The 26,229-nt window shown below is 64.7% G+C and carries 24 protein-coding genes; 14 read left to right on the top strand and 10 right to left on the bottom strand.

From position 1 onward, the window contains the following. The first annotated feature begins 15 nt into the window (after window positions 1–15). Both ACQCSW_RS03790 and ACQCSW_RS03785 read left to right on the top strand, forming a co-directional pair. Window positions 16–561, top strand: coding sequence for a hypothetical protein (locus tag ACQCSW_RS03790; RefSeq protein WP_426989565.1), 546 nt, complete (start codon window positions 16–18; stop codon window positions 559–561). Further along, window positions 551–1,108, top strand: a complete 558-nt coding sequence (locus ACQCSW_RS03785) for a DUF6036 family nucleotidyltransferase (RefSeq protein ID WP_426989564.1) — start codon at window positions 551–553, stop codon at window positions 1,106–1,108. The genes ACQCSW_RS03790 and ACQCSW_RS03785 overlap by 11 nt, the downstream gene beginning before the upstream one ends. A 106-nt stretch (window positions 1,109–1,214) precedes the next feature. Here ACQCSW_RS03785 and ACQCSW_RS03780 read toward each other — a convergent pair whose 3' ends face one another. Next, a complete protein-coding gene (locus ACQCSW_RS03780; protein ID WP_426989563.1) occupies window positions 1,215–2,702 on the bottom strand; it encodes a helix-turn-helix domain-containing protein in 1,488 nt (495 codons plus the stop codon). Between the two features lie 180 nt (window positions 2,703–2,882). On the opposite strand from ACQCSW_RS03780, the gene aceA reads away from it, so the two are divergent. Both aceA and aceB read left to right on the top strand, forming a co-directional pair. Beyond that, a complete protein-coding gene (aceA, locus tag ACQCSW_RS03775) occupies window positions 2,883–4,199 on the top strand; it encodes an isocitrate lyase (protein WP_426989562.1) in 1,317 nt (438 codons plus the stop codon). A gap of 102 nt (window positions 4,200–4,301) precedes the next feature. After that, window positions 4,302–5,954 carry a malate synthase A gene (aceB, locus tag ACQCSW_RS03770; protein ID WP_426989561.1) on the top strand — a complete coding sequence of 551 codons (1,653 nt, stop codon included), beginning with the start codon at window positions 4,302–4,304 and terminating at the stop codon, window positions 5,952–5,954. 258 nt (window positions 5,955–6,212) lie between these two features. On the opposite strand, the gene ACQCSW_RS03765 is transcribed toward aceB, so the two are convergent. Continuing rightward, window positions 6,213–7,409: a CynX/NimT family MFS transporter gene (locus tag ACQCSW_RS03765; protein WP_426989560.1), complete on the bottom strand. Its 1,197-nt coding sequence runs from the start codon at window positions 7,407–7,409 to the stop codon at window positions 6,213–6,215. Window positions 7,410–7,577: 168 nt separating this feature from the next. Here ACQCSW_RS03765 and ACQCSW_RS03760 point away from each other — a divergent pair, with 168 nt between their 5' ends. Further along, the gene (locus tag ACQCSW_RS03760; RefSeq protein WP_426989559.1) at window positions 7,578–8,537 is read left to right on the top strand and encodes a D-2-hydroxyacid dehydrogenase family protein; all 960 of its coding nucleotides are present in this window, start codon (window positions 7,578–7,580) and stop codon (window positions 8,535–8,537) included. Window position 8,538: 1 nt separating this feature from the next. Here the strand turns inward: ACQCSW_RS03760 and ACQCSW_RS03755 are convergent, their stop codons facing one another. Beyond that, window positions 8,539–9,750 (bottom strand): ROK family protein, encoded by a 1,212-nt coding sequence (locus tag ACQCSW_RS03755; RefSeq protein WP_426989558.1) that lies wholly within the window; start codon window positions 9,748–9,750, stop codon window positions 8,539–8,541. A 173-nt stretch (window positions 9,751–9,923) separates the two neighbouring features. Here ACQCSW_RS03755 and ACQCSW_RS03750 point away from each other — a divergent pair, with 173 nt between their 5' ends. The 5 genes from ACQCSW_RS03750 to ACQCSW_RS03730 all read left to right on the top strand — a co-directional run bounded on the left by ACQCSW_RS03750 (window position 9,924) and on the right by ACQCSW_RS03730 (window position 14,639). Continuing rightward, window positions 9,924–10,682 carry a sugar phosphate isomerase/epimerase family protein gene (locus ACQCSW_RS03750; RefSeq protein WP_426989556.1) on the top strand — a complete coding sequence of 253 codons (759 nt, stop codon included), beginning with the start codon at window positions 9,924–9,926 and terminating at the stop codon, window positions 10,680–10,682. Beyond that, window positions 10,679–11,800 carry a Gfo/Idh/MocA family protein gene (locus tag ACQCSW_RS03745; RefSeq protein ID WP_426989555.1) on the top strand — a complete coding sequence of 374 codons (1,122 nt, stop codon included), beginning with the start codon at window positions 10,679–10,681 and terminating at the stop codon, window positions 11,798–11,800. Before ACQCSW_RS03750 ends, ACQCSW_RS03745 begins: the two co-directional genes overlap by 4 nt. 10 nt (window positions 11,801–11,810) lie before the next feature. Then, entirely contained in the window at window positions 11,811–13,016 is a 1,206-nt protein-coding gene (locus ACQCSW_RS03740; RefSeq protein WP_426989554.1) for a Gfo/Idh/MocA family protein, read from the top strand. 1 nt (window position 13,017) lies between these two features. Then, on the top strand, window positions 13,018–14,019 hold the full coding sequence (locus ACQCSW_RS03735; RefSeq protein ID WP_426989553.1) for a sugar phosphate isomerase/epimerase family protein: 1,002 nt from the start codon (window positions 13,018–13,020) through the stop codon (window positions 14,017–14,019). An 89-nt stretch (window positions 14,020–14,108) separates the two neighbouring features. Next, window positions 14,109–14,639, top strand: a complete 531-nt coding sequence (locus tag ACQCSW_RS03730) for a GNAT family N-acetyltransferase (protein WP_426989552.1) — start codon at window positions 14,109–14,111, stop codon at window positions 14,637–14,639. A gap of 9 nt (window positions 14,640–14,648) precedes the next feature. Here the strand turns inward: ACQCSW_RS03730 and ACQCSW_RS03725 are convergent, their stop codons facing one another. Next, a complete protein-coding gene (locus ACQCSW_RS03725) occupies window positions 14,649–16,796 on the bottom strand; it encodes a glycogen debranching N-terminal domain-containing protein (RefSeq protein WP_426989551.1) in 2,148 nt (715 codons plus the stop codon). A gap of 15 nt (window positions 16,797–16,811) precedes the next feature. Then, window positions 16,812–17,930, bottom strand: coding sequence for a glycosyltransferase family 4 protein (locus ACQCSW_RS03720; protein WP_426989550.1), 1,119 nt, complete (start codon window positions 17,928–17,930; stop codon window positions 16,812–16,814). Between the two features lie 186 nt (window positions 17,931–18,116). On the opposite strand from ACQCSW_RS03720, the gene ACQCSW_RS03715 reads away from it, so the two are divergent. Beyond that, complete coding sequence (locus tag ACQCSW_RS03715) at window positions 18,117–18,824, top strand: DsbA family oxidoreductase (RefSeq protein WP_426989549.1); 708 nt, start codon at window positions 18,117–18,119, stop codon at window positions 18,822–18,824. A 108-nt stretch (window positions 18,825–18,932) separates the two neighbouring features. Beyond that, complete coding sequence (locus ACQCSW_RS03710) at window positions 18,933–19,562, top strand: TetR/AcrR family transcriptional regulator (RefSeq protein WP_426989548.1); 630 nt, start codon at window positions 18,933–18,935, stop codon at window positions 19,560–19,562. Here ACQCSW_RS03710 and ACQCSW_RS03705 read toward each other — a convergent pair. After that, window positions 19,559–20,230, bottom strand: a complete 672-nt coding sequence (locus ACQCSW_RS03705; protein WP_426989547.1) for a LytR C-terminal domain-containing protein — start codon at window positions 20,228–20,230, stop codon at window positions 19,559–19,561. The two genes, ACQCSW_RS03710 and ACQCSW_RS03705, sit on opposite strands and share 4 nt — an antisense overlap. Then, window positions 20,223–20,522: a type II toxin-antitoxin system VapB family antitoxin gene (locus tag ACQCSW_RS03700; RefSeq protein WP_181577293.1), complete on the bottom strand. Its 300-nt coding sequence runs from the start codon at window positions 20,520–20,522 to the stop codon at window positions 20,223–20,225. The genes ACQCSW_RS03705 and ACQCSW_RS03700 overlap by 8 nt, the downstream gene beginning before the upstream one ends. A gap of 148 nt (window positions 20,523–20,670) precedes the next feature. Here ACQCSW_RS03700 and ACQCSW_RS03695 point away from each other — a divergent pair, with 148 nt between their 5' ends. Together ACQCSW_RS03695 and ACQCSW_RS03690 are read left to right on the top strand one after the other, a co-directional pair. Further along, entirely contained in the window at window positions 20,671–21,600 is a 930-nt protein-coding gene (locus tag ACQCSW_RS03695; RefSeq protein ID WP_426989546.1) for a hypothetical protein, read from the top strand. Between the two features lie 33 nt (window positions 21,601–21,633). Beyond that, the gene (locus tag ACQCSW_RS03690; RefSeq protein ID WP_426989545.1) at window positions 21,634–23,298 is read left to right on the top strand and encodes a stealth family protein; all 1,665 of its coding nucleotides are present in this window, start codon (window positions 21,634–21,636) and stop codon (window positions 23,296–23,298) included. Window positions 23,299–23,317: 19 nt separating this feature from the next. On the opposite strand, the gene ACQCSW_RS03685 is transcribed toward ACQCSW_RS03690, so the two are convergent. From ACQCSW_RS03685 to ACQCSW_RS03675, 3 genes are all read right to left on the bottom strand, one after another. Continuing rightward, window positions 23,318–24,247 (bottom strand): phosphodiesterase, encoded by a 930-nt coding sequence (locus ACQCSW_RS03685; protein ID WP_426989544.1) that lies wholly within the window; start codon window positions 24,245–24,247, stop codon window positions 23,318–23,320. Between the two features lie 123 nt (window positions 24,248–24,370). Beyond that, a complete protein-coding gene (locus ACQCSW_RS03680) occupies window positions 24,371–24,898 on the bottom strand; it encodes a glutathione peroxidase (RefSeq protein ID WP_426989543.1) in 528 nt (175 codons plus the stop codon). Between the two features lie 81 nt (window positions 24,899–24,979). Further along, window positions 24,980–26,227 (bottom strand): peptidoglycan DD-metalloendopeptidase family protein, encoded by a 1,248-nt coding sequence (locus tag ACQCSW_RS03675; protein WP_426989542.1) that lies wholly within the window; start codon window positions 26,225–26,227, stop codon window positions 24,980–24,982. Window positions 26,228–26,229: the final 2 nt, after the last annotated feature.

Genomic DNA, 26,229 nt, shown 5'->3' with positions numbered 1-26,229 from the left:
GAGTACCATACACATGTGACCGTCATCGATCTGGCAGGCATGGTTGAAGAGGCCAGAGCTCTGGGCCAGCAAAGCGAAAGTCTGCGCCAGAAGCAGTTGGCGGCTGCACGCCTTCGCCAGGAAACCATCTGGTCCCTCCATGTTTCAGGCCTATCCATCCGCGACCTGGCCGGACGCCTGGGATGCAGCCCTGCTGTTATTCAGTCGGCAATCAAGGCGGCCCGCGACCGCCGGCCCCGCATGCCCCGACGCGAAGAGCGGATCCCGTTTGAGTTACATGTCCAGCTAGGCCTCAAGCTGCACGACAACGAGCAGTCGATCCGTGAAATCGGACGGGCAGGAATCGAAAGGATGCGCCAACGACCGCGGAACTCGATCGCCGAAAAGTGGTTGGACCGCTGGGACGAACTGTTGGACCTGCCCGTGGGTGAATTCGAGGCTGCAATGCTTGAAGACAGCCCCATCGCAAAAGAACTGCGGCAGATGAGCCCCTTCGCTGGGGCACTGACGCAGGGCGAGCGTGTCATTGCGATTAAGAAGGCGGCAGCCCTTGCGACGTGAAGAACTTGAACATGCCATCCGGGCGGCCACAGAGATCATCCGCAGCGACCGCGTCATCGTGATCGGCAGCCAGTCGATTCTCGGCTCGTACACTGAGGACCAGTTACCGGCGGCAGCCACCATGTCGGATGAGGTGGACATCGCGCCGATGTCTGACGACGATGTCGGTAGCCTTGCCGACAGCATCGATGCAGCAATCGGTGAGTTGTCCCCCTTCCACAGTGAATTTGGTTTTTATGTCCAGGGCGTTGGAAGAGAAACTGCCGTGCTCCCGCGAGACTGGGAATATCGGCTAGTCGGCGTGCGCAATGAAAACACGAAAAATAGCACGGGCCTTTGCCTGGATCCCTACGACTTGTGCGCGGCCAAATTGATCGCAGCACGCCCCAAGGATCATGCTTTCGTACTCGCGCTCATCGGCTCGGGCCTGATTGACACGGCAGTCCTGGCGGAACGGATCACGTTGATTGCTCCCGGAGAGCCCCGCCGCGAAAGCGCTCTGGCGTGGGCACAGTCAGTCGCGGCTAAGCAAGCACCCACCGAATAGGACTATGCGGGAGTCGCCGGAACGCGCCGACGTCGTACGGAAACTTCCGGCGTCCGGGCACCGTTCCGGCCATTCCGGCGCGAAGAACGCGAACCGCCGGCCGCACTTAGCTCCCCGAGTGCGCCTGCAGGAAGCTGTACACCTCGGTCTCGTCCACGCCAGGGAACGCGCCGGGCGGCATCGCGGCAAGCAGGTGCGAGTGGGCGCGGGCCGACGGCCAGGCGTTGCCCGCCCACTCGGAGGCAAGCGCGGCCGGTGGACGCTTGCAGCAGTTCGGGTCCGGGCACGTGGACTTTTCGCGGGCCGTGGTTTCCCGGCCGCGGAACCACTTCACATGCTGGTACGGCACCCCGATCGACAGCGAGAACTCACCGTTGGCCGATCGTTCGGTCCGGGCCGTGCACCAATACGTACCGGACGGAGTATCGGTGTACTGGCTGTACGCGCTGAACTTGTCCGGCACATCGAACACGGCCCGCGACGTCCACGCCTTGCACGACGGCTGGCCCTCGATGGCGCCGGTATGGTCCATCGGGAACGTCACGCCGTCGTTCTCGTAGGCCTTGTAGATGATGCCGCTCTGGTGGGTCTTCTGGAAGTGCGTGGTGATGCCCAGGTGCTTCGTGGCGAGGTTGGTGAAGCGGTGGGCGGCGGTCTCGTAGGAGACGGCAAAGGCGTCACGGATGTCCTCAACCGCGATTTCCTTGGCAGCCTTGGCTTTCTGCAGGAAGTCCACAGTGGCCTGCTCCGGCAACAGGAGCGCGGCCGCGAAGTAGTTGGTGGCAACCCGCTGGGCGAGGAAGTCGCCGTAGTTTTTCGGCGTCTCGTGCCCCAAAACGTAGTGCCCCAGGGCCTGCAGCAGCACGGAGCGGGGGTCGTGGTCCTGCCGCTGGTTCTGCGTCAGGTAAATTCTGTGGTTCTTCAAATCCGTCACGGATCGGGTGGAATGCGGCAGGTCGCCCACGTGGTGGAGGGTGAATCCGAGCTTCTCGGCGATGTCGGCGATGACGTGCTGGCTCAGCGGCCCGGCCGTGTAACCCACCAGCCCTAGCACCTTCTGCGCCTCGGCCTCATACTCCGGGAAATAGTTACCGCGCTCGCGCATCATGGCACGCAGCTCACCGTTCGCCCGGCGGGCTTCCTCCGGCGTCGCAACCTGCTCGTTAAGCTTGCGTTCGAGCTCGTGCAGCAGCCCCACCTGCGCCTCCAGCACATCGACCGGGAGCCGTGAGCTGATGCGGATTTTGGGCAGGTTAAGGGACCCGTACAGGGGTCCGCGCTGGTAGCGTTCCAGCTCAATTTCCAGGGCCGCGCGGCGGCTTGGCGGTTCGGCGCCCAGCAGCTGGTCGATGCTCACGTTCAGGGCTGCGGCCAGCCCTTGCAGCAGCGAAAGTTTGGGCTCCCGCTTGCCGTTTTCGATCAGGCTCAACTGGCTGGGGGCGGTCCCGACGGCGACACTCAGGTCGTCGAGCGTGTACCCGGCCTGCTTGCGCAGATGCCTCACGCGGCGGCCCAGGCTGATGACGTCCAGTTCCGGGGAGGCGGCGGACGACGGCGGTAGGGCGACTTCGCGGTTCCAGCTTCCAGGCGTCATTTATTAAGAATACGCGAAGAAGTGCATTTCTTTCCAGTGTTTTCCCCTAGAGATGTGTTGTGAAGTGCTGAAAAGTAGTAATCACGGAAAGAAACACCGCACCGGGGTAGCTGGCCGGAACTGCAACGAAGCAGCTCCGGCCGGCAGATTACCACCCGGAGCTCAATCAAGGAGACAACGATGACTGCAGCATTTGAGCCCACCCAGCAGACGCCCGAAGAGCAGGCCGCAGCCCTGGAGCTTGAGTGGGCCGCCAGTCCCCGCTGGGAAGGCGTGACCCGTGACTACAAGGCAACGGACGTCGTCAAGCTCCGCGGCCGGGTCTCCGAAGAACACACGCTGGCCCGCCGCGGTTCGGAGAAACTGTGGAAGCAGCTCACCGAAGAGCACAAGACCGGCGGCTACACCAACGCTTTGGGTGCCCTGACCGGCAACCAGGCCGTACAGCAGGTCAAGGCCGGCCTCCGCGCCATCTACCTCTCGGGCTGGCAGGTTGCCGCCGACGCCAACAACTCCGGCCACACGTACCCGGACCAGTCGCTGTACCCGGCCAACTCGGTTCCCACCGTGGTGCGCCGCATCAACAACGCCCTCCTCCGCGCCGACCAGATCGAATTTTCCGAAGGCATCCAGACCGTTGAGGACTGGATGGTGCCGATCGTTGCCGACGCCGAGGCCGGCTTCGGCGGACCGCTGAACGCCTACGAGCTCATGAAATCCATGATCCAGGCCGGCGCCTCGGGTGTGCACTGGGAAGACCAGCTCGCTTCGGAGAAGAAGTGCGGCCACCTCGGCGGCAAGGTGCTCATCCCCACCCAGCAGCACGTCCGCACCCTGAACGCCGCCCGCCTGGCGGCCGACGTCGCCGGCACCCCCTCGGTGGTCATCGCCCGCACCGACGCCGAGGCAGCAACCCTAATCACCTCCGACGTCGATCCCCGCGACCAGGAATTCGTCACAGGCGAGCGCACCCCGGAAGGCTTTTACAAGGTCCGCAACGGCATCGAACCCTGCATTGCCCGCGCCAAGGCCTACGCCCCCTACTCCGACCTGATCTGGATGGAGACGGGCACGCCGGACCTGGAGCTGGCCCGCAAGTTCGCCGAGGCCGTCAAGGCTGACTTCCCGGACCAGATGCTCTCCTACAACTGCTCGCCGTCGTTCAACTGGCGCAAGCACCTGGACGACGCCACCATCGCGAAGTTCCAGCGTGAACTCGGCGCCATGGGCTTCACGTTCCAGTTCATCACCCTGGCCGGCTTCCACGCCCTGAACTACTCGATGTTCGATCTCGCCCACGGTTACGCCCGTGAAGGCATGAGCGCCTACGTCGAACTCCAGGAAAAGGAATTCGCCTCCGAGTCCCGCGGCTACACCGCGACCAAGCACCAGCGCGAAGTCGGCACCGGCTACTTCGACGACATTGCAACTGCGCTCAACCCGAACGCATCAACCCTGGCACTGGTGGGATCCACCGAAGAAGGCCAGTTCCACTAATCTTCCAGTCCCACCCGTTGCCCTATCACTTATGGTCCCCATCGGCCCCTTTTAGGGACCGTAAGTGATAGGGCAACGCGGTATTTTCAAGGAGCAACTAACATGAACACCTTCACCGACAGCTTCACCATCAACGGCATTACCTTGACCGCGCAGCCCATCTGCCGGCAGGACGAAGTTCTTACTCCGGATGCCCTGGAGTTTGTCGCCAAGCTGCACCGGGCCACGGCTGAGCGTCGGCAGGAACTGCTGCAGGCACGCCGGACCCGCCGCGCCGAGATCGCCGGCGGCCAGGACCCGAAATTCCTCCGCGAAACCGAGGACATCCGCAACGACCCGTCCTGGCGCGTCGCTCCGCCGGCCCCGGGCCTGGAGGACCGCCGCGTGGAGATCACCGGACCGGTGGATAAGAAAATGACCATCAACGCGCTGAACTCCGGCGCCAAGGTGTGGCTCGCGGACATGGAGGATTCCTCCACCCCCACGTGGCGGAACGTCATCAAGGGCCAGCTGAACCTCACCGATGCGCTGGAACGTCGAATCGATTTCACCAGTCCCGAGGGCAAGGAGTACAAGCTCCGCCCGGCCGGCGAGCTGCCCACCATCGTGGTCCGCCCTCGCGGCTGGCACCTGCCCGAGAAGCACATGATCATCGACGGCGCTCCGGTGGCCGGCGGCATCGTGGACTTCGGCCTGTTCTTCTTCCACAACGCCCGCCGCCTCCTGGCCCAGGGCAAGGGCCCGTACTTCTACCTGCCCAAGATCGAGAACCACCTCGAGGCCCGGCTGTGGAATGACATCTTCGTCCTCGCCCAGGACCTGCTGGGCATCCCGCAGGGCACCATCCGCGCCACCGTGCTGATCGAGACCATCACCGCGGCGTTCGAAATGGAGGAGATCCTCTACGAACTGCGTGATCACGCGTCAGGCCTGAACGCCGGCCGCTGGGACTACATCTTCTCCCTGATCAAGAACTTCCGTACCCGCGGCCCCCGGTTCGTCCTGCCGGACCGCGCCCAGGTGACCATGACCCAGCCGTTCATGCGCGCTTACACCGAACAGCTGGTCCGCGCCTGCCACAAGCGCGGCGCCATGGCCATCGGCGGCATGGCTGCTGCCGTCCCCAACCGCAAGGACGAGGCCGCCAACACCAACGCGTTCGAGAAGGTCCGCGCCGACAAAACCCGCGAGGCCGACGACGGCTTCGACGGCTCCTGGGTGGCCCACCCGGACCTCGTGCCGGTCTGCCGCGAAGTGTTCGACGCCACCCTCGGCGAGCGGCCCAACCAGCTGGACCGCACCCGCGAGGACGTCGTCCCCGATGACCGTGCCCTCATCAACGTGGCCGCCACCGAAGGCACCATCACCGAGCAGGGCATCCGGAACAACATCGAGGTAGGCATCCGCTACATCGAGTCCTGGCTCCGCGGGAATGGCGCCGTCGCCATCCACAACCTCATGGAGGACGCCGCCACCGCGGAAATCTCCCGCTCCCAGATCTGGCAGTGGATGTTCGCCAGCGCCATCACCGACCGCGGCGAAATCATCACCCACCAGTGGATCGAGGAACTGCTCGACGAAGAGTTCGCACGCCTGGAACGCTTCGACGGCGACCGCTTCGAAGACTCCCGCGACATCTTCGAGGAAGTCACCCTCGGCCAGGACTTCCCGTCCTTCCTGACCCTCCCCGCCTACGCCCGCTACCTGACCGAGGCCCGCGAAAAGGCGACCAAAGAAGAGCTCGCCGCGGCCTAGGGCTGCAGCAAGCGAACTGAATAGATTTCCGTCCGCCGGGCAGGCACGCCCTTCGCAACAGGCACCCCCGAGATCCGGGGAGCCGGCCCGGCGACGGAACACCACTTCAACGAAACACCAATCCACACAGCGCGAACTGGCAGCTAATGACCTTAAAATCCAGGTTTGAGGGTATTAGCTGCCAGTTCGCGCTGTTGTCTGGGGGTAACGTGGGCGGCGTGCGGGTGGGAAGAAAACGGACGACGACGGCGGGACGAGTCAGCGTCCTTTCGGCACCAGCCGCACGGAGAGCGTTGTGCAGACGAAGAACATCAGCACGGAACCCAGAATGACCAACAGCGCCGGAGTCCAGGAACCCGATGCGTCGCGCACGAACCCCACCAGCGGCGGGGACACCGCGCCGAAGCAGTAACCGACACCCTGGACCGTGGCGGACATCCGGCCGGCGGACGCCTGGTCCCGGGCCAGTTTGATGATGGCGATGAAGATCAGCGTGATCCCGCCGCCCTGGGCGATGCCGCCGAAAGTGGACCACAGCCACCACAGCTGCGGTGCCAGCAGCAGCCCGGCCGGCACGGCCGTCCATAGGAGCCCCACCGTGACTGCCGTCGTCGTCGTACTGAAGTACTTGGCCGCGAACGGCACTCCCAGGCCACCGACGATCGCGAAGATCTGGAACAACGACGAACCCGCTCCCGCCTCCGAGGCGGACATGCCAAGCTCGTCGTTGAGGTAGCTCGGCAGCCACGCCGTCACTGCATAGTAGGAAAACGCCTGCCCGGCGAAGCCTGCGGTGAGCCCGGCGGTAATCCAGCCGGAACCCTTGACGGCCGGGTGTTCCTGCCCGCCGGTCACCACGGTGCGGGAGGGCACAAACCCGGTGCGGGCACCCACGGCGAGCGTCCAGAAAACAATGGCCACCACCGCCAGGATGCCCACAGACACCAGAGCCATCCGCCAACCGGCCAGCTCAGCCAGGGGCGCCGTGACCATCGACGTCAGGAACGACCCGATATTCAACGCCGCCGTGTATACGCCCATGGCGGTTCCCTGCCGCCACGGGGAGAAATCGCGGCGGATAATCAACGGCACTGCGATGTTGCCCACCGTGATGGCCAGGCCAATCATCACCGTGCCCACTACTACCGGCCCCGGGCCGCCCGCCGAGCGCACAATCACGCCTGCCAGGACGCCAAGGATGGTGAGGGAGACAGCGAACTCCGCGCCGAGTTTCCTCGTGGTCATGGACGCCAGCGGCGCGGTGAGCGCGAAACACAGCACGGGGATGCTGGTCAGCAGGCCCAGCATCACGGGGGTAAATCCGAGGTCGGCCTGCATCAGGTCAACCACCGGGGCAACGGCCACGAAGGGCCCACGCAGGTTCAGCGCCAGCAGTCCGATACAGGCCAGGAGAATCCAGCCCTTGGGGACTTTGGCCAGGAACTGTCCGCTCATGAGGATTCCGCGGTGGCTAGAAAGGATTTCATCACTTCCATTGCTATCACGGTGCATTGCCCCCACGCCCCAGTCAACGTCATTGCGCCCTGGCATACGATGAAGCTCACACCAGCCGGCCCCCACGTGCGGGGATATTAAGCCGCACCCTCGGACGAAGGAACAGACATGCAGCAACGGCTTGCCATCCTCGACGACTACCAGGACGTTGCGCACGCCTTCGCCGACTGGTCCTCCTTGAAACAGAGCGGCGTTTCAACGTCTGTCTTCCGCGAGCCCTTCCAGTCCGAGGACGCCCTGGCCGCGGCGCTTGCCGGCTACCAGATCGTCGTTGCGATGCGTGAGCGGACCCAGTTCCCCCGTACCGTGCTGGAACGGCTCCCGGGGCTGAAGCTGCTGGTCACTACCGGCATGGCCAATGCCGCCATCGATGTGGCCGCGGCGGCGGATCTCGGCATCACCGTGTGCGGCACGCCCGGGTCGCCCACCGCCGCGCCCGAGCTGACCTGGGGTTTGCTGCTCGCGATCGCCCGCAACCTCCCGGCCGAGGAGAACTCGCTGCGCGCGGGCACGTGGCAGACCTCGGTGGGGATGGAGCTGTCCGGCAAGACGCTGGGCATCGTGGGCCTGGGTAAGATCGGGCGGCGGATCGCGGCGTACGGGCAGGCATTCGGCATGGAGGTGCTCGCCTGGAGCCAGAATCTCACCGATGAGGCCGCTGCGGAAGCCGGAGTCCAGAAGGTCAGCAAGGAGGACCTCTTCAGGAATTCCGACGTCGTCTCCCTCCACCTGCGGCTGTCTCCACGTTCCGAGGACATCGTGGGTGAACAGGAACTACGGCTCCTGGGACCAGAAGGCATCCTGGTGAATACCTCGCGAGCTCCGCTCGTGAACCAGGATTCCCTGGTGAGGGCCCTGAACGAGGGCTGGATCCGGGGTGCGGCCCTGGACGTTTTTGACCAGGAACCACTTCCCGCGGGCCACCCCCTGCTCAGCGCCCCCAACACTGTCCTGTCCCCGCACCTCGGCTACGTGACGGCGGAGAGCTACAGGCAGTTCTATGGTGGCGCTATCGAGGACGTCAAGGCCTGGCTGGAGGGAACCCCGGTCCGCGTGATTACGGACTAGGCTAGCCGGCCGCCTGGAGTGTTGCCTCAATCGCTGCAGGGGACAACACATATTGCGTGACCATCTGGCTGGCACCAAGAATCGCCGCCTGGTCCCCGGCCACGGAGAGTGCGATCCGCAGGTGGGTGGTGGCCAGTGGCAGAGAGCGCCGATATACCACTTCGCGGACACCTGCCATCAGGTGCTCGCCCGCCTGGCCAAGGCTTCCGCCGATGACAATAACGGACGGGTTGAGCAGGTTCACCACGGTGGCCAGCACGTCGCCGACATCCCTGCCGGCCTGGCGCAGGGCGCGGATGGCCTGCAAATTACCTTCGCCAACCAGGCGCAGGACATCGCTGCCGTTAGCTGCAGCCACACCCTGCCTGTTCAGGTCCGCGGCCACGGCCGGCCCCGACGCCAGCGCCTCGAGGCAGCCATAGTTGCCGCACCGGCACAACACGTCGTCACCCCGCGGAACGCGCACGTGGCCAAGATCGCCGGCAGTTCCGTTGGCGCCCCGCTGCAGTTGGCCGCTGCTGATAATGCCCGAGCCGATGCCGGTGGCAACCTTAACGAGCAGGAAGTTGCCTTCATCCGGCCAGTGGGCGGTCCGTTCGCCCAGGGCCATGATGTTCACATCGTTGTCCACCAGGACGGGCACGGGCAGCGAGCGCTGCACGTAGCGGACCACGTCGAACCCATCCCAGCCGGGCATGATGGGCGGTTTGACCGGCCGGCCGGTGGCATGTTCCACCGGACCCGGCAGACCGATCCCCACCCCCGAGAGGTCGTTTGTGCCCCTTCCGGCTTTGGCAAGCAGGGACAGGCCTACTTCCACCACTCGGTCCAGAACAGTTTCGGGGCCCTCGGCAACATCCTGGGCGAGCGGCTGCTCAGCCAGGACCTTGCCGCCCAGATCGGTGACGGCCACAATCACATGGGTGGCCCCGACGTCGACAGCCAGTACGGCGCGTGCCGCCGGGTTGAAGGCAAAGCGCGACGGCGGCCTGCCGCCGCTGGAGTTCGCCTCCCCCGCCGGTCCCACGAGCCCCGAATGGATCAGCGCGTCGATCCGCGACGCCACGGTGGAACGAGCAAGCCCCGTACTCAAGGCAAGTTCCGCGCGGGTCCGCGCCTTGCCGTCCCGAAGCAGCTGGAAGAGATCGCCGGCGCGGGCCAGGCTGACGCCGTGGTCCGGGGCGGCGTTCACGGTTCCGGGGCTGAGGCTCATGAATCATGAATAACACATCGGACTTCTGCCTGTCACGCGGAATAAAGAATATCGACATTCCATCAACTTTTGCTTGACGCTCGGCAAAAGTCATTCTAGCTTTAGTGGAAGTGGCATCACCTCAGCACCGCAGCACCCAGTCAACGTGGATTCGTCTGCAATCAGGAGAACCAATGAACTACTCGATTCAGCTCTACACACTCCGGGACCAGATCCAGGTGGATCTTCCCGGCACCATCCGCAAGGTCGCGGAGATCGGCTTCACGAAGGTTGAGCCGTACAACTTCGTGGCATCGGCCGCAGAACTCGGGGCTGCGCTGAAGGAGAACGGTCTGACTGCACCGTCCGGCCACGCACCGTTGCTCAGCGAGGACCAGGACGAAATTTTCGCCGCGGCCAAGGACCTGGGGATTGCCACGGTCATCGATCCGTTCATCCCGGCCGAGCGCTGGCAGTCCGCCGGAGACATCCAGGCCACCGCGGCCAGCCTCAACGCCGCAGCCAGGAAGGGCGCCGATTACGGCATCCGCGTGGGTTATCACAACCACCAGTGGGAGCTGGAGTCCACCGTCGAGGGCCGCACGGCCCTGGAGTACTTCGCCGATCTATTGGACCCTGACGTTGTCCTCGAAGTGGATACCTACTGGGTTGCCGTGGGCGGCCAGGATCCCGTGGCGGTGCTGGAGCGGCTCGGCGACCGGGTCAAGTTCATCCACATCAAGGACGGACCGCTGAATACCGACACAAAGGCGCAGCGGCCGGCCGGCCAAGGCAAGGTCGCCGTGCTGGATGTCATCGCCGCCGCCAGGTCCCTCGAGGTGGGCGTAGTGGAATTTGATGATTACGCCGGAGACATCTTCGAAGGCATCGCCGAGAGCCTCGCGTACCTCAATGCCGCACAGGGCACAGGCACGGCCGGAGCCAACGCATGAGCACCGCAGCAGCGACCGGCCGGGGCCCAGTCGGCGTCGCCGTCATCGGCGCGGGCAACATCAGCAAGCAGTACCTGGACAACCTCACCGTCTTCCCGGACCTGAAAGTCCTCGTGATCGCCGACCTCTTTGAGGAGGCCGCCGAAGCCCGCGCCAAGGAATACGGCATCGCGGAGTGGGGCGGCGTGGATGCGGCACTGAACCATCCCGACGTCGAGATCATCGTGAACCTGACCATCCCTGCGGCGCACGTGGAAGTGGCCACTGCAGCCGTCAACGCCGGCAAGCATGTTTGGACCGAGAAGCCCTTTTCCCTGGACCGCGAATCCGGGCTCGGCCTGCTCAAAACCGCCGACGCCGCCGGAATCCGGCTCGGCTGCGCCCCGGACACCTTCCTGGGCGCGGGGCTGCAGACCGCTTTGAGGCTCATCGAACGCGGCGACATTGGCACCCCGTTGACGGCCATGACCACGTTCCAGACTCCGGGTCCGGAAGCTTGGCACCCGAATCCGGCCTTCCTTTTCCAGCACGGCGCGGGCCCGCTCTTCGACATGGGTCCGTACTACCTCACCACCCTGATCCAGGCGTTCGGCTCCATCCGCAAGGTGGCCGCCGTCGGCTCCAAAGCCAAGAGCTTCCGTGTGATTGGGTCAGGACCTAAGGCTGGCGAGGAGTTCACAGTGGAGGTGCCCACCCATGTATCCGCCATGGCGCAGTTCGAAAGCGGCGCATCGTCGCACAGCGTCTTCTCCTTCGAGTCCCCGCGCGTGCACATGGGTTTCGTGGAGATCACCGGCACCGAGGCCACCCTCTCCCTGCCGGACCCCAACTATTTCGACGGTGACATCCGGCTGTGGCGTGCCGGGGACGAGGACTGGACCACGGTCCCGGCCACGGGACCCGCCAACGGCCGCGGTATGGGCGTCCTGGACATGGCCCGTTCCATCCGCGCCGGCGTGCCGCACCGCGCCACCGGAAACCTGGCCTACCACGTCCTGGATTCCATGGTCTCAATCACCGAATCCATGGAATCCGGAACATTCGTAGACGTCGAAAGTTCTGCTCCGGCATCCCCGGCCCTCCCCGAGGACTGGGCGCCGGAAGCCGCTATCCTCTAGGAAACCCGCCATGACCTCACAGGAACCAGCCAACAATCCGCGCCCACTCGGCGTGGCGATGATCGGCTACGCGTTTATGGGCAAAGCCCACTCGAACGCGTGGCGGAATGTTGCCAGCTACTTCGACGTCCCGGCGTTTGAGCAGAAGGTCTTGGTGGGCCGGGACGCCGCCGGGGTTGCCGAAGCCGCCGGGAAGTACGGCTGGGCTGAGACGGCCACCGACTGGCGAACGGTCGTCGAACGCGATGACATCGACATCGTGGACGTCTGCGCCCCGGGCTGGCTGCACGCCGAGATCGCGATCGCCGCCCTCGAGGCGGGCAAGCACGTGCTGTTGGAGAAACCGCTGGCCAACACCCTGGCCGAGGCCGAGGCCATGACGGCAGCGGCGCAGGCTGCCCGGGCATCGGGAGTCCAGTCCATGGTTGGGTTCAACTACCGGCGGGTCCCGGCACTGGCCCTCGCGAAGGAACTGATTGCTGAGGGCAGGCTGGGAGCCGTCCGGCACGTTCGTGCCGCCTACCTTCAGGACTGGCTCGCCGATGAGACCGCACCCATGACGTGGCGGCTCAAAAAGGAGACTGCGGGTTCCGGGGCGCTGGGGGACATCGCCTCCCACGCGATCGACCAGGTGCTGTTCCTGCTCGGGGACCAGGTCACGGAAGTGTCCGGCCGGACGCACACGTTCACCACGCACCGTCCCGGAGCGGCCGGGCTGGAGGAAGTAACGGTCGACGACGCCGCGTGGGCAACGCTGTCCCTCGCCTCCGGAGCCATCGCCTCAGTGGAGGTCTCCCGGGTGGCCACCGGCCGGAAGAACTCGCTAAAGCTGGAGATCTACGGGGAAAAGGGCGCCCTCCTCTTCGATCTGGAGAACCTGAACGAACTGGGTTTCCTGGACGCCACGGCTCCGGCCCGCGAGCAGGGCTTCCGACGGATCCTGGTCAACGAGCCCGGGCACCCGTATTTTGAAGCGTGGTGGCCGCAGGGCCACATCATCGGCTGGGAGCACACCTTCACGCACGAGGTCCGCGACTTCCTGCTGGCGATCGACGCCGGAACCCAGCCGTCGCCGTCGTTCGAGGATGGCCTGACCGTCCAGCGCATCCTGAACGCGGTGGAAGAATCCGCCGCCGCGAAAAGTTCCATCATCCAACTGGCCGGAGCCCCGGCCGTCCCGTCGACAGCCCTGACCGCAACACCTGAAGGAGCCTGACATGCCCCGCCCCTATACCCTGTTCACCGGCCAGTGGGCCGACCTCCCGTTCGAGGAAGTCGCACGCCTGGCCTCCGGCTGGGGCTACGACGGCCTTGAAATCGCCGTCTCCGGGGATCACCTGGACGCCTGGCGCTGGGACGAACCCGGCTATGTCGAGTCCAAACTCGCCGTCCTGGACAAGTACAACCTCAAGGTCTGGGCCATCTCCAACCACCTCAAGGGCCAGGCCGTGTGCGATGACCCCATCGACTTCCGGCACGAGGCGATCGTGGGCGCTAAGGTCTGGGGCGACGGCGACCCCGAGGGCGTCCGTCAACGCGCCGCGGAGGAAATGAAACACACCGCCCGGCTGGCGAACGCACTCGGCGTGGATACCGTCGTCGGATTTACCGGCTCCTCGATCTGGCAGTACGTGGCCATGTTTCCGCCCGTCCCTGCCGCCGTGATCGATGCCGGCTACCAGGACTTCGCCGACCGCTGGAACCCCATCCTGGACGTCTTCGACGAATGCGGCGTCCGTTTCGCCCACGAAGTCCACCCCTCCGAAATCGCCTACGACTTCTGGACCACCGTCCGCACCCTCGAAGCGATCGGCCACCGGCCGGCGTTCGGCCTGAACTGGGACCCGTCCCACTTCATGTGGCAGGGCATCGACCCCGTCTCCTTCATCTGGGACTTCAAGGACCGGATCTACCACGTGGACTGCAAGGACACGAAGCTCCGCCCCACCGGCCGGAACACCGTCTTGGGCTCCCACCTGCCGTGGGGCGACCCGCGCCGCGGCTGGGACTTCGTCTCCGCCGGACGCGGCGACGTCCCCTGGGAATCGTCCTTCCGCGCCCTGGCCGCGATCGGCTACAACGGCCCCATCTCCATCGAATGGGAGGACGCCGGCATGGACCGCCTCCACGGCGCCCCCGAAGCCCTCGCGGCACTGAAGAAGTTCGACTTCCCCGCCTCCCAGACCAGCTTCGACGCCGCCTTCAGCTCCAGGCCCTAGGAGTTTTTGTCCAGATAACGCGAGCAAAAGTGCCTTTTGGGGACGTTATCTGGACAAAAACTCGGAGGAAGCGCACGTAGAATCCCTGCATGACCCACATCCGAAAGGCAACAGCGGACGACGCCGGCCCGCTCGCCGGCCTTGCGGCCGTCACCTTTCCGATGGCGTGCCCGCCGTCGTCGTCACCGGAGGACATTGCCACGCACGTGGCCAACACGCTCAGCGAACGGCACTTCCGGGAGCACCTGGCGGATCCTGATGTCACCATCCTGGTCATCGACGCCCACGGCGCGCTCCGTGGGTACAGCTTGCTCGTCAACCGGCCAGCAGATGATCCGGATGTGGTGTCGGCACTGAAATTCCTGCCCTCCATCGAGCTCAGCAAATGCTACGTCCACCCCGAGCATCACGGCCTGGGCGCGACCGCCGAGCTGATGCACGCCAGCCTCCTGGCGGCGGCAGAAGCGGGTGCGGCCGGGGTATGGCTTGGTGTCAACAGCCAGAACGCGCGGGCCATCCGGTTCTATGAGAAGTCCGGTTTCCGCAAGGTGGGCAGCAAGTCCTTCCGGTTGGGAACCACCGTGGAGCACGACTTCGTCCTCGAGAGAGCCGTCCCATAGCAGCTGCCGCTAGTCTCCGGCCCGTCCGCCCAGGCGTTGGTCGAGGGGAGGACGCGGTTCCTTCAGCAGCTTCAGCCCAGCTGGAAGTCCGTCGATGCGGCCCTCCCTCCCGCGCGCGCTGATGGCCACACGCGAGGTCCCCAGCAGGACGTTCTCGGCCCGGAAATCCCCGATTTCGGGTGGGAGGATCGGTGCGAGATGGACCACGTTGCGCGTAAAATCCGGGTCGAATCGCAGCAGGATCCGCGCAAGCTGAATGGGAGCTGCAGCGGCCCAGGCCTGGGGCGAGCATGCCGTGGGATACGGCACCGGACCATGGAATTCAGACCGGTCGAACCCGCAGAACAGCTCCGGCAGCCGCCCGTCGAAATGTTCGGCGGCGTCCAGGATACCGCTCGCGACCTTCATGGCCTCGTCAACGAATCCATAGCGCATCAGCCCTGTTGCCACGAGCGCCGTATCGTGCGGCCACACCGATCCGTTGTGATAGCTGACAGGGTTGTAGGCGCCCATGTCCGAAGCCAAGGTCCGGATCCCCCAGCCGGTGAACAGTTCGGGGGACATCAGGCGCTCCGCCACTGACGGGGCCTTGTCTTCGTCGACGATGCCCACCCACAGGCAGTGGCCCATATTGGAAGTGCAGGCATCAACCGGAGTCTTGTCCTTGTCCAGCGCGATGGCGAAGTAGCCCCTGTCCGGCAGCCAGAACTTCTCGTTGAAGGCTTCCTTCAGGGCAATTGCCCGCTCGGCCCAGTGGTACTCTGTCTCAGCATCCCCGGCCCACCGCGCCAGCAGGGATCGTCCCACATAGGCGGAGTAGACGTAGCCCTGGACCTCGCATAGGGCAGTAGGTGGTTCGGCAATCCGCCCATCGGCAAAGTTGATCCCGTCCCAGGAATCCTTCCAGCCCTGGTTGAGGAGACCGTGCTGGTTGGGGCGAAGGTATTCCACAAAGCCGTCGCCGTCGCGGTCGCCGTATTTTTCAATCCAGTCAAGGGCGCGGTCGGCATGGGGAATCAGCGAATCAATGATGTCCTCCGCCAGTCCCCAGCGGCTCAGCTCCCCCAAAAGACTGACAAAGAGCGGGGTGGCGTCCGCTGTGCCGTAATAGGCAGTTCCGCCGAGTGACAGCCCGGCGGTCACGCCAAGCCTCACCTCGTGCGGGATGCGACCCGGTTCCTCCTCAGAGTCGGGATCCACCTTCGTGCCCTGGAGGGTTGCCAGCGTCTGAAGCGTTCCGGCCGCCAACGTGGGATCAACCAGCAGGGACATGTAGGAGGACAGCAGCGAATCCCGGCCAAACAGTGCCATGAACCAGGGCGCCCCGGCGGCCACCGCCGCACGGTCGGGGTGCTCGGCGTCGAAAATCCGCAAAGATCCCAAATCGCTTTGGCTGCGTCGGAGCGTTTCTTCGAACTTTCCGTCGGCTACGTGGATGCGGGGAATATGCCCTTCCCAGGCCAGCTGCCGCTGCACGCCGACGCGGCCACGGGGTTGCCCTTCTTCCGTAAACGGCGCCGCGGGACCCTGGCCATTGATCAGCGGGATCACAATCACACTGGTGGACCACTCGCCGCGCGCCGGAATGGTGGCGCGGAAGCGAAGCATGTCGGTCGAAACTTCGGCGCCGGCAGCGCGGATGGCCGAGCCACGCCGCTGGCCGTTACGTACGGCCTCGATCAGCAGCCCGCCGTCGCTGACTTTGCGGCTCACCCGCGCGCCTTGCGGAGTGCGCCCGCCCTTGACGTCGAAGAGATCGGCCTGATCGGCGTCAACCAGCAGTTCGATCTCGCAGTCAACGGCTTCCGCAGAGTAGTTTTCCAGTGTGATGTCGTCCTGCAGCCCTGGTCCGATATGACGGACCTGGCGGACAATCAGCGGGCTGTCGAACCGGCCGCCGGGCCACTGGGCGCGGCCCACAAACGTGGCCTCGTAGGAGTTTGGCCGTTGCGCCACCAGCGGCTCACGGATCGCGCCGTTGATCCGCAGGATCCAACAGGACACTACCCGAGTGTCCTGGTAGAACGCACCGTTTGTTTCACCGTCGGCAATGATGTCGCCGCTCCTGGCAGAGATGCAGAACGAGGATCCTTCCACCACGGTTACTGCCTCTGCTCCGCCAATGTCAGCTTCCGTGTCGGCATTCCATGCAGTCATGGATGTGCTCCTCCCTCATGACCGCTGACTAGGGATCGGGCCCGGTTCCGACGCCAGGTTGACTGCTCCCTGTACTCGATTCTGGCCCACATAAGAAGCATCCGGAACCCCGGGAAGCTGACTCATTTCCACCAGTTTTGCGTAGACGTCCAGATGGTTGCGGACCATCCTTTCGGTGCTGAACAGCTTGAGCGCCCGGTCCCTGCAGTGCGACCGGTCCAGCGACGCGGCGAGGGGAACGAAGCTGTGCAGCTGTTCTGTCGGCCCCAGGTACCCGGTCTTTCCGTGGTCCACAATCTCAGGTGCGGATCCGATCGGGGTTCCCACCACCGGAGTACCTGTCGAAAGGGATTCAATCATCACCAGTCCGAATGGTTCAGACCATTGGATGGGATTCAGGAAGGCCATCGCTTCACCCATGAGCCGATACTTGTCAGCGTCCCCCAACTCGCCAAGGAAAGCCTCGTTGGAGCCCAGCAGCGGCTCAATGACCGAGCGAAAATACTCGATCTCATCCGACTCGCGCATCTTCGCCGCGATGCGCAGCGGAATGCCTGCCCTGCGCGCGATGTGGATGGCTTCGAGCACGCCCTTGTCCGGGCACATCCTGCCGACAAAGCAGACATAGCCGCCCTTTCCCGAACCGATCGGCACGGCAGCAACATCCATTCCATGGTGAATGACCCGCGTGACCGGAACATCGGGCACGTGGGAGGTCTGGTCACGTGAGATTCCGATGATGGCCGTGTCTGCAGCCATGGCGCGGTACAAATCTGCCGACGCCGGGATCAGCGGGCCGTGAATAGTCGTTACCACGGGGACGCTGGGCCGCCTGACGGCAACCAGCGGCCCGGCCAGGGTGTGGTCATGGATGATATCCACACCGCCCAGGCCTTCATAGGCCCTGATGACATGGCTGAGTTCCGAGAGCGTAAACCCGCGTTCGGCTGGCTCTGATGGCCGCATGCCCGGCACCAGGGGTGCAGGACACGTACTGTCGGATGCTGCGGCCAGCAGCACGTCGTGGCCCGCGGCGATGAATCCCCGGGCCAGGGAGTCAACAACTCTTTCGATGCCGCCGTACCCAACGGGTGGAATCGGGATCCACGGTCCTGCAACAAGTCCTATCCGCATATTTGTCCTCCGGGCGGATAACAGTGCGGCCCCCCGACCTGGCGACTGGGTTTGTTTCGAAAGGCGTCTGCTTAACCTGTTCTTTCGACTATTGCCCAGCGGGCGGCCCGATGGCAATCCCCCCTGTGTGACAAATCCGACGCTCCCTCGCGGAATGGCTCTAAGACTGCAGAGGTTGTGGCAAGTATGAACATTGAGATCTGGTCAGACGTCGCGTGTCCCTGGTGCTACATCGGCAAGCGCCGGTTCGAGGCCGCGTTGGCCGAGTTCCCGCACCGCGACGCCGTGGACGTGACGTGGCGCAGCTATCAGCTGGATCCCACTCTCCCGGAGCACTACGACGGCACCGAACTCGAGTACTTGAGCACGCGCAAGGGCATGGCCCCACAGCAGGTCTCCCAGATGTTTGACCACGTCGCCGAACAGGCAAAAGGCGAAGGCCTGGATTACCGCTTCGACCAGGTGGTGGTGGCCAACAGCTTCACCGCGCACCGCCTGATCCACCTCGCCGCCCAGCACGGACAGCAGGATGCCGCGAAAGAGCGCCTGCTGAGCGACCACTTCGAACACGGCAAGGACATCGGCAGCCAGGAGTACCTCACGGAACTTGGCCTGGACCTGGGCATCAATGCTGACGAAGTGGCCGAGCTCTTCAGCACGGACAAATACGCCGACGACGTCCGCTTCGATTTCGAGGAAGCCCGCGCCCTGGGCATCACTGGCGTCCCGTTCTTCGTGATTGACCGCAAGTTCGGCCTCTCCGGCGCCCAGCCTGCCGAAACGTTCACTGCGGCGCTCAACCAGGCCTGGCAGGAGACCCACCCTCTGGTACTGGTCAACGCCGCGGACGGCAACGACGGCGAGGCCTGCGGCCCGGACGGCTGCGCGGTCTGACACGGCGCGATGAGTTTTTGTCCAGATATTCCACCCAAACCACATCTTTGGCGTGGTTATCTGGACGAAAACTCCGGGTTTACTGACACATCGCGGTAATGTGTCTGCATGCCCAGGATTTCGGCGGCCAACAACGCCGCGCAACGCGCCGAGACTCAACGCCGGGTCCTGACAGCGTTCGGGGAACTCCTGTTCACCCACGGCCTGCCTGGACTGACCATGACAGACGTCGCGCGGCACGCCGGCGTGGGGCGAACCGCGGTCTATAACTATTACGCGGACATCGAAGAACTACTGATCTCCTACGCACTGGATGAGACCGAGCGCTTCCTCGCCGAACTCCGGGAGTCGCTGAGCACGCTCGAGAACTCCGTCGAACGGCTGGCCCTGTACGTGCGCACCCAGGTGGAGGACCTCAGCCGCCGCCACCTCCCGCCCGGACCGGCGATGGCGGCGGTGCTGTCGCCGTCGTCCTTTGCCAAACTGGCCGACCACGTTGGTGAACTCAGCGTCCTGCTGCAGGGCATCCTCAGGGACGGCATGGCGCAGGGTTTCCTGCCGGAGGCGGACATTGGCCAGCAGGCGCAGCTCATCCACGGCACACTCTCGTCCAGCGCCGCACGCGGCAGCAACGAGCCCGCCGAACTTGAGGCCAGGATCGCCCGGACCGTGCGGTTCATCCAGCTGGGCGCCGGAGCCAGGTTCGACGACGACGGCGCACCCCTGCGCGTTAGCTAGGGTGTGGCGCCGGCCGTCGGAATAACGGGCCACTTGGTATCGTCAGCGATTCTTCGGCTTTCACGCGGGCAGCTGAGCGTCCCTGGCGTCTGGTCCACGCGGTCCGCGGCGGCCAGCTCTTTGTAATCGCTGGCAAGAATCACGTCTACGCTGGCGTCCGTCCGGCCATCCTGGAAGTAGTCGGAGCCCGGCAGGTTCCGCTGGACGCTGAAGGCGGCAGACTGCCCGGCAGCCCCGGAAAACACCGCAGCCACGCCGCGGTGCCCGGCCTCCGTGTTGGCCACGGTCCCCACCACAAACTTCCGGACCAGCAACTCATCCGCAACGGAGCGGGCCAGCCCGGGGCGGCTGGTGGAGTTGTAGACGTTGAGGTTGATTTTGTCGTTGGGGGTGTAGTCGAAGGTGGCCCCGGGACAGGTGGTCCGAGGCTCCTCGCTGCCCGCCGTCGTCGGAAGCTTCAGCTGTCCGTTCATGATGGCCAGCGCCACGAAAATGGCACCGGCAATGAGGCCCAGCAGCAAAACCAGGACCACTCCATGCACCACACGGCGGCGCAACCGCACCGGATTGTCGGGGTCGCCGGAAACCTCAAACGTGGCCCGCAGTTCGGGGCCGGTGACAACATGGTGGCCATGCAGGACGCTGGCGTCCTTAGGTTTCCTAGCCATCTATGACCAGCACGCGGGCGTGGATGGCGGTCCGCTGGTGCAGTGCCGTCCGGACGGCGCGGTGCAGGCCGTCCTCCAGGTACAGGATTCCCTGGTACTGCACCACGTGGGGAAAGAGGTCGCCGAAAAAGGTGGAGTCTTCAGCCAGGAGCGCTTCGAGGTCCAGCGTCCGTTTGGTGGTCACCAGTTCGTCCAGGCGGACAGGGCGCGGCGGCAGCGACGCCCACTGTTTGGGCGTGTTGAAACCATGGTCGGGATACGGGCGTCCCTCGCCCACAGCTTTGAAGATCACCATGCCACCCTAGGCAGCTTGGCGGCCCAAGAGAAGTGTCCGGCCCGCAGCAGCCCAAGGTTGTAGCCAAACAGTGACCATCTGTCACATGCCGCGGACATTGCGCCGCCGGCGAAGGATCGGAGGCCCCGGCTGACACAATGGAGCCATGACTGCACCCGAATTCCCTGCCAGCACCACGCCCGGCGTCCGCCTGCCGTCCACCCCGCCCCTCGCCCTCCTGCTCGACGTTGACGGACCCGTGGCCAGCCCCGTGACACGTGACGTGAAACCAGGCATCATTGCCGATCTCGTGGCGCTCGCCACCGCCGGAATTCCGGTCGTTTTCAATACCGGCCGCTCCGATGCCTTCATCCGGGAGCAGGTTATGGAGCCGATGATCGCCGCCGGCATTCCCGCCGGGACGGTCATCCACGCCATTTGCGAGAAGGGCGCCGTGTGGTTCAGCTACACCGCGGCCGGGGCCGGCCCCATCCACGTTGATCACGAACTTGCCGTGCCCAAGGCCTACGGCGATGACATCCGCAGGCTCGTGGCCGAGGACTACGCCAGGCACATGTTTTTTGACGAGACGAAACGCGCCATGGTGTCCGTTGAGCAGCACATCGATGTGCCCGCCGCCGATTACCTGGCCGAACAGAAGCTTTTCGACTCCGACGCCATGGACCTGATGGCCCGCCACGGCATGGGCGTGGTACGCCTGGAGCACCACGCACCGAATTCCGACGACGAGGTGGACTACCGCGTCGACCCCACCATCATTTCCACCGATATTGAGTCAGTGCGGCTGGGCAAGGACCTCGGCGCCAGCCGCGCCGTGGAGTTGCTGGCGGCGCAGGGCATCACGCCGCAGGCGTGGCGGACCGTGGGGGATTCCCGCACGGACTACGCGATGGCGGACTGGCTGCACCACAATGACCATCCCGTGAAGCACGTTGACGTCCGCCCGGCAGACGGCGTTCCGGTCAAACCCTATGACGTGTTGACGGCCACCGATCTGGGGCTTGGGGAACACGTCATCCACGACGACGCCGGCGGAGCTTTCCTGCGCAGCTGGCGGGAGGCAATGGTCAGCTGAGCCGGTCCCCGGCCGGCAGCGCCCGTTTGAAGCATGTCATTTTGGGCGTCGCGCTATTATTCAGATAAGAACGCTTACCACTTACCCGCGACGGAGACAACCATTACAGAAGCACCTGTCCAGGACGAGATCTACTACGGCGGCCAGGCGTCCGTAGAACTGCGCACCCACGCCGAAGTGACATCTCCGGCGGCTGAGGCGCGGCTCAAACACCGGACTGACGTCGTCCGGCACAAGGGCAGGTACGCCCTGATCAACCACAACCGGACGCCGTACCAGGCCATGGTTGAGGACCTGTTGTTCCTGCGTGGTGTCCTCGCGGGCGAAGGCCTGGACTACCTGTTGGTCCGGGGCAACAACGACCGTCCGGTCATCGCCCTGGACTGGAAGGACCGCAAGAAGCTGCGGGCAGCCTTGGTGGAGGCCTGCCGCAACGAGCCCGTCTACTCCATGACCGTGGACGCGAAAAAGAAGTCCTCCGTGCTGGTGGCCGACGGGGATCTGTCCCCCAACCGCCAGGCCCGCATCTTCCGCCTCTACCGTCCGCGGGTTGAGCCCGACGGTGGTTTCGAGTTCGGTTCCTCCGCTGGCGTCCAGATTGAGCTATGGAGCTTTGAGGGCGATCAGCTGATCCTTCCGATCGAAAACTCCCTGACCCGCCGCACCATGCAGTCCCAGGACGCCGTCCGCGGGACGGTTGAACGGTACGGGCACACCTGGCCCACCATCGAGAACATGTTCGCCGACCATGCCAGCGACATCAGCTTCGACATCGATCTGGTCTTCTCGTGGGTTGATGGCAGCTCGCCCGGTTACATCGCGGCCCGGCGCGCCCAGCAGCAAGGGGTTGTCCTAGGCGAAGGCGACGACAACGAAGCCCGCTTCCGGCAGATCAATGAACTCAAATATGCCCTTCGCTCCGTGTACATGTTTGCGCCCTGGATCCGTCGCATCTTTATCGCCACGGACTCCCCCGCCCCGGAGTGGCTCGCCGAGCACCCCTCGGTGACAATTGTCCGCAGCGAGGAATTTTTCGCCGATCCCACAGTGCTGCCCACCCACAACTCACAGGCAGTGGAGTGCCAGCTCCACAACATCGAGGGCCTGTCCGAGCATTTCCTTTACTCGAACGACGATATGTTCTTCGGCCGGCCTGTGGGCCCGGACATGTTCTTCACACCGGGTGGCGTCACCAAGTTCGTCGAGGCCGAGACCCGGATCGGGCTGGGCGACAACGATGCCGAGCGCAGTGGCTTCGAGAACGCCGCCCGCGTTAACCGCAAGCTGCTCTGGAACCGCTTCGGGCGGATCACCACGCGGCACCTTGAGCACACCGCCGCCCCGCTGCGGCGCAGCGTTGTGGCCAGGATGGAGCGTGAGTTCCCGGAGGAGTTCCAGAAGACGGCGGGCAGCAGGTTCCGCGCCGCGGACAACATCTCGGTCACCAATTCCTTCTACCACTACTACGCCCTGCTCACAGGCCGTGCGGTCACCCAGACCGCGGCCAAGGTGCGTTACGTGGACACCACCGCCCGCGCCGGGCTGAACTACCTGCCCAAGCTGCTGGCCAAGCGGAATATGGACTTCTTCTGCCTCAACGACGGCAGCTTCCCCGAAGTCCCCGCGGACGAGCGCGCCGAGATCGTGACCGGCTTCCTGGAGAAGTACTACCCCATCAAGGCGCCTTGGGAGCTCTGACCGGCCGGGCGATGCAAGGCTAGATGGCGTATGGAAGAGCTACCTTCCTGACGCCTCCTGTTTTCGCGTTGTCAGGGATGCTGACGCCCGCGGCGGCCAGTCGCTCGGCAGTCATTTCCGAGGTGACATGCTCGCCTACGGTGGCCGCGCTTCCCAACGGAACCACGGAGTGGACAATGGTGTGCTCGTAGACGTGCACCAGATTGAAGGCCTGCCCGCCGTCCCGGCCGCGGGTACCGCCGACGGCGACGTTAAGGTCCTGGGTGTAGCACGTGGCCGAGGCGACGGAGACAGGAATCCCCGCAAAGGTGGCGGTGGTCGAGTAGTGCAGATGCCCGGCAAGAATGGTCCGGACGTCGGAGTTGCGGACCACGGAGGCCAGGCTTGCCTGATCCCGCAGTTCCACGAGCACGGCAAGGTCCAGGACCGAGGGGACCGGCGGATGGTGGAGCGCCAGGATGGTGCCGTCGGGGGCCGGGGTATCCAGCTGGCGGGTGAGCCACCCCAGCTGTGACGGGCTCAGCTCGCCGTGGTGGTAACCCGGGACCGAGGTGTCCATGGTGATGATGCGCAGGCCATTGATGAAGTAGCTTCGGTCCACCGGCGCATCGCTCGCCGGCTCGTCCAGCAGCCCGGTCCGGAAGTTGGCGCGGTTGTCGTGGTTGCCCATCGCCCAGATAACCTCCGCACCCATGTCTGCGCACGCGGGATCAACGATTGCCCGCAGCTTTGCGTAGGCTTCAGGGTCACCCCGGTCGGCGAGGTCGCCCGTGAAGATCACGGCCTCGGGCCGGGCGCCGGAAGCCCTGACCTCTTCAAAAAGCTGAATGAGCTTGGCTTCGCTGTCGACTGCGCCGTGAAGGGGATCCGGACCTCCCAACAGGTGGGGGTCGCTCAGGTGGAGAAGGAAGTGGCGTGGCCGGGGGTGTTCGGCCTCGATGTGCTTCATTGCTGCCTCTGTGGTTGGTGGGAAACGGCGTTTCCCTTCTACCCTTCAGTAACTATTATCCAATCAGACAATTGGCAAACTGTGGGTAAATCGCTGTGGCCAAGTTGGAAAAAACTAAAAGAATTACGCTCCGGAAAGTTCCGTGATAGCCGCCGGTCCGTCAAATTCGGCCAATGCCATTTCTATGGCATCGATAACTTCGGCGGAGTCCGGTTCGACGGTGGGCGCGAAGCGTGCCACCACTTCGCCCTTGCGGTTGACCAGGAACTTCTCAAAGTTCCATTTCACCAGGCCGGGCAGCACACTCGTTTTGAACGTGGTCAGCTCGGCATAGAGCGGATGCTGGTCCTTGCCACGCACATTGGCCTTGGCCGTCAGTGGGAAAGTGACACCGAAATTCCGCTCGCAAAACTCGGCGATCTCGCCGTCGTTGCCCGGCTCCTGGCCGGCGAATTGGTTGCACGGGACTCCGAGCACGTCGAAGCCGCGGTCCCGGAACTTCTCGTAGAGCGTCTCGAGGCCCGCGTACTGAGGAGTGAACCCGCACTTTGACGCCACGTTCACCACCATCACCACGTTGCCCTTGAACCGGCCGAAATCGGTTTCGGTGCCGTCGTTGAGGGTGAGCGGGATGGTGTACAGGTCTGTCACAGCGCCGTCCTTGAGAGGTTGGTCATGCAGGTGATTCGTTGCCAACCATCAAGGGTACGGGTGCAGTCTGGGAGTTTCCCGTCAGGGTCCCGCCGTCTCGGACCCGGTTGCGGTGTATGTAGGCGTAGCGGTGGCTGTAGCTGTAGGCGTAGCGGTGGCTGTAGCTGTAGGTGTAGGCGAGGGCGACGCTGTTTCCGCTGAGGACTCGGTACTCGTTGTGGCTGGTGGCTCCACCGCTGGCGCCGGCGTCGGCGTGTCGCTTGAGGTGCCCGTCGGCGAAGGCGTTGCCCCGGGCGAGGAAGACGTCGGGGAAGGTGACGCCGTCGAAGTGGCTGTTTCCGTCGCGCTTTCCGTCGCGCTGGGGTCCGGAGAAGCGGATTCCGGCGAGGTAGCGTCCGACGACGGCTCCCCCGCGGGTGCCTCGTCCTGCGGTTGCGTCGCGGGCAGCGTTCCGTCCACGGGCGGCGCTTCGGACAGTTCCTTTTCGCCGCCCAGGACGGTGTGGCTGTTGTCCTCGGCGACCGGGATGGCCCAGCGTTGCGCGCCGGCATCATCCGCGGACTTGGCGTCATAGCTGACCATAGCTATGTCCTCGAGCTCGTCCAACTGACGGGTGGGAAGGAGCGTCCAGTTCAGGGGGCTGGTGTGCTTGCCGTGGAGGATGGTTTCGAAATGCAGGTGGCAGCCGGTGGACCATCCGGTGGTTCCAACCCGGGCAATGACCTGGCCCACCTGCACGGAATCCCCCGTCCGGACCGCGACAGCCTCTAAATGGTTGTACGTGGTGATCAGTCCGTTGCCATGGTCGATTTCCACACGGTTGCCACCGCCCCAGGGGTGCCAGCCGGCGGCCCGGACCACCCCGGCGTCGGCCGAATAGACCCTGGTCCCGCAGCCTGCGGCGAAGTCCTGGCCCAGGTGGAAATCGCCGCCCGCGCCGGTGATCGGGCTGACCCGGTACCCAAAAGGAGAACTCGGGGCCAGGAATTCAAGGGGCGCCATGAGGGAGCCTTCCGGCGGGCGCGTGAGCCCGGCAGAAGCCACATTGAGCGGGGCGCTCGCGCCCATGGCGATGGTCCTGACCAGAGTGCGGTTGAAAGGTACCAAGGCCCGGCTGTCGGTCAGGAAAGCACCGGCCAGCCCAGGCAGGCCAACCTGTCCGGCGCCGACCGGCGACCTTGCCGGGTCGGGTTCAGCAGGGAGCGTTCCAGGGAAGCCAACGGCGAAGAGGGAGACCGCGACAACGGCACTGGCGGCCAGTGCGCCCACAGCGATGGCGCACGCGCCCGCAGGCTCTTGGTCCCGGCCGGACCCCCAATGACTGCCCACTC

The sequence above is a fragment of the Pseudarthrobacter sp. Y6 genome, assembly GCF_050156205.1.
Taxonomy (GTDB): Bacteria; Actinomycetota; Actinomycetes; order Actinomycetales; family Micrococcaceae; genus Arthrobacter.
This window is presented reverse-complemented; position numbering and strand designations above follow the sequence as displayed.